Origin of the sequence: Microterricola pindariensis, from assembly GCF_002936985.1 — a bacterium.
Taxonomy (GTDB): Bacteria; Actinomycetota; Actinomycetes; order Actinomycetales; family Microbacteriaceae; genus Microterricola; species Microterricola pindariensis.
This window is the reverse complement of the sequence record NZ_MPZN01000118.1, coordinates 1-2,936: the sequence shown is the minus strand read 5'-3', so window position 1 is coordinate 2,936 and position 2,936 is coordinate 1. Positions and strand designations below refer to the sequence as shown.

The following is a 2,936-nucleotide window of genomic DNA, read 5'->3' as shown; positions in this document are numbered from 1 at the left end:
CGAGGGCCGGCAGGATGTGCCGATCCGGGCGCAGCGGCCCGGCGGGGGTGCGCTGCACGGGCGCTCGGAGTGGCGGGGGTGCGCCGTGCAGGTGCTCGGGGCGCCGGGCATCCGCCGACCGCGACTCTGCGCCACTTGCTGGCCCTCCGCGCCAGCTGGTGTGGCGCGGAGGGCTACGAACTGGCGCAGGGCGGACGCTGGGTGGGGCCGAGGGCCGGCGGGATGTGCCGATCCGGGCGCAGAGGCCCGGCGGGGGTGCGCCGTGCGGGCGCTCGGAGCGGCGGGGGTGCGCCGTGCAGGTGCTCGGGGCGCCGCGCATCCGCCGACCGCGCTCTGCGCCACTTGCTGGCCCTCCGCGCCAGCTGGTGTGGCGCGGAGGGCTACGAACTGGCGCAGAGCGGGACGGGTTGGACTGGGCCGCGCCGGGCTGCGGCGGGCGCGGCGCCGCTCAGGCGTCGGGGAGGGCCGAGAACATCAGCTGGGTGCCGAGCGGGCGCAGCCGGATCCGCCGGGAGGGGTGGCTCTCGTCGATCTCGACGCGGGAGTCCATCGCCTTCACGAAGTCGGTGAACGAGGAGAAGCCGAGGGCTCGCTCCTGGAACGTCGGGTCCATGCGCAGCATCTGATTCTTCACGTTGCCGCTGGCCTGCCAGTCCTCGTCGTACTTGGCGGCGCCGAGCTCCAGCGCGCGGGCGAGCAGGTCGCCGGCCTCCTCGAGGGCGGCCTTCGCCTGCCGGGAGGAGCGCGGGCGCATCGTGCGCGCAGACGCCGAGGGCTCGCCGGCATCCGGGGAGGTGTCGGCTGCGGGCTCGTCCTCCGCCTGCCGTGGCGCAGCAGTGTCCGCGGCATCCGCGGCCCCGGCTCCTGCGGAACCGTTGGCTCCAGCCTTGCGCCGGCTCGGCCGGGATTCCTGGGCGACGCTCACCCGCACGATGCCGGGCAGCGCGTCGTAGTCGACGAACTCGTCGCAGGCGGCGGCGAGGGCCTTGCTGGTTCCGCCGGCCACGCCGATGCCGACGACGTGTCGGCCGAGCAGCTTGGCCCGCTGGGCGAGCGCGATGTAGTCGGAGTCGCCCGCGACGATCACCACGTGGGTGAGGTCGGAGAGTCGGAAGAGGTCTTCGATCACGTCGACGGCGAGGCGGATGTCGGCCCCGTTCTTCATCGAGGCGACGACGGGGAACAGCTGCACCAGGTCGACGGCGCGGTCGATCAGCTGGCGGCGGTAGCTGGCGTTGATGGCGACCGACCAGTCGGCGTAGGCGCGGCTGACGCCCACGGTGCCGAAGGACGAGGCGAAGTCGAGGATGGCACCGAGGTTGACCGTGGCCTCGTCGATCCGCTGCGTGATGGCGGCCGATTCGCCCTTGCCGCCCACGGCGTCGCGGGCGTGGTCCTTCTGGAACTGGCCGCGGGTGTGCAGCTGGTTGTATCGGGAGATGACGATGTTGTCGAAGTCGATGTAGACCCCGACGCGCGTCTCGGTGGATGCGTTCATGCGATGCCCTTCGACGGTGCCGCCGTTCTCGGGTGCCAGCAGAGGTGCGGCGTGCCCGGGTGACACACCTCTATTCTGCCGTCGCGGGGGCGGCCCACGCGACCGCCTCGGCGCAGAAACACAGGAGGAGAGCGTGGCGGGCCTCGTGGGAGCGGCTCGCCCTGCCCTCCTCCTGCGTTTCTGTCGGTCAGCCTGTCGGCGGATGCCGGGGCCGGGCGCGGTCAGCGCGAAGCGCGGGTTCCCGCCACGACGGCGTTGTGCAGCCGGTCGATGTTCACGCCGCGCCGCGCGGGCTCCAGCAGATTGGTCAGCAGCGTGAAGCAGACGCCCTGCTCCGGGTAGACCCAGAACTCGCAGCCGGCCCAGCCGCTGTGGCCGAAGCCGTCGGTAGCGAGCAGGCCGGGGGCGTCCAGGCGGAGCTTGAAGCCGAGCCCCCAGAGCTCGCCCGGGCGGTGGGGCGCCGCCTCCATCAGCGGGAGCCCGCGCGTGCGCGGCCGCTGCAGCGCGGCCACGGTCGTCGGGTGCGCAACTGCGCCGTCCCCGGCGAGCAGCGAGCGTCCGATCGCCAGCAGGTCCTCGGCTCGGGCATAGCCTCCAGCGCCCGGGTGATGCAGGCGCTGCATGGCAGCGTAGTCGAGGCCGACAACGGATTCGTCGAACACCGGATGCGGCTGGCACCCCTCATCGAACGTGAAACCGTCGGCGCCGGCATCCGTCACCAGCTCGGCGACGGCCTGCTGCCAGGGCAGCCCCGTCGCGTGCTCGATCATGGCGGCGATGCCCTCGTAGGCGAGCGAGGAGTAGCGCACGGCGGCGCCGGCGGGGAACTCGGAGCCGGCGGCGAGCAGCTCGGCGCGCAGGCCAACGGCGGAGTCGAGCGGAGGCTCGCTGATCCCCGAGGTGTGGCTGAGCAGGTGGCGCAGCTCCACGGTGTCGGGGCGATCCGCGCCGAAGCCGGGCAGCGCGGCGCTCAGCGGGTCGGTGAGGGCGAGCTGGCCGCGCTCGACCGCCCGCAGCGCCGTCAGTGCGACGATCGGCTTCGTGACCGAGAACAGCGGGAAGTGGTCGCCGACGGATGCCGCGCGCTCCCCGCTGGCGCCGAACGCGGCGAGCTCCTGCACGCCATCGGCCGTCGCGATGCCCAGAACGGCGGCCGGCAGGCGGCCCTCGTCGGTCTGGCGGCGCGCCCAGTCGAGTGCGTGGCTGTAGTTGCTCATTCAATCCTCCGTCGGCATGGGGTGCGTTCGCGTCGCACTGTCGTACTCGTTCCTACCGCATAACCGAGCTCGGGGGCGGCCGGCGCCGCAACACCGCGCCGCAAAAAGCAGGAGGAGAGCGACGCGGGCACCGCCTGGGCGACCCGCATCGCTCTCCTCCTGTGTTTTGCGCGGCCGCCGCCCGCTAGAGCGCGGAGCGCGAGCGCGGCGCGTAGTGCCGG

The 2,936-nt window shown here is 73.4% G+C and carries 2 protein-coding genes; both read right to left on the bottom strand.

Annotation, left to right across the window (positions count from 1 at the left end):
* Window positions 1-448: 448 nt before the first annotated feature.
* Window positions 449-1,498 carry an NYN domain-containing protein gene (locus tag GY24_RS17175; RefSeq protein WP_104477837.1) on the bottom strand — a complete coding sequence of 350 codons (1,050 nt, stop codon included), beginning with the start codon at window positions 1,496-1,498 and terminating at the stop codon, window positions 449-451.
* Between the two features lie 221 nt (window positions 1,499-1,719).
* Window positions 1,720-2,715, bottom strand: coding sequence for a serine hydrolase domain-containing protein (locus GY24_RS17170; protein ID WP_104477835.1), 996 nt, complete (start codon window positions 2,713-2,715; stop codon window positions 1,720-1,722).
* Window positions 2,716-2,936 lie beyond the last annotated feature (221 nt).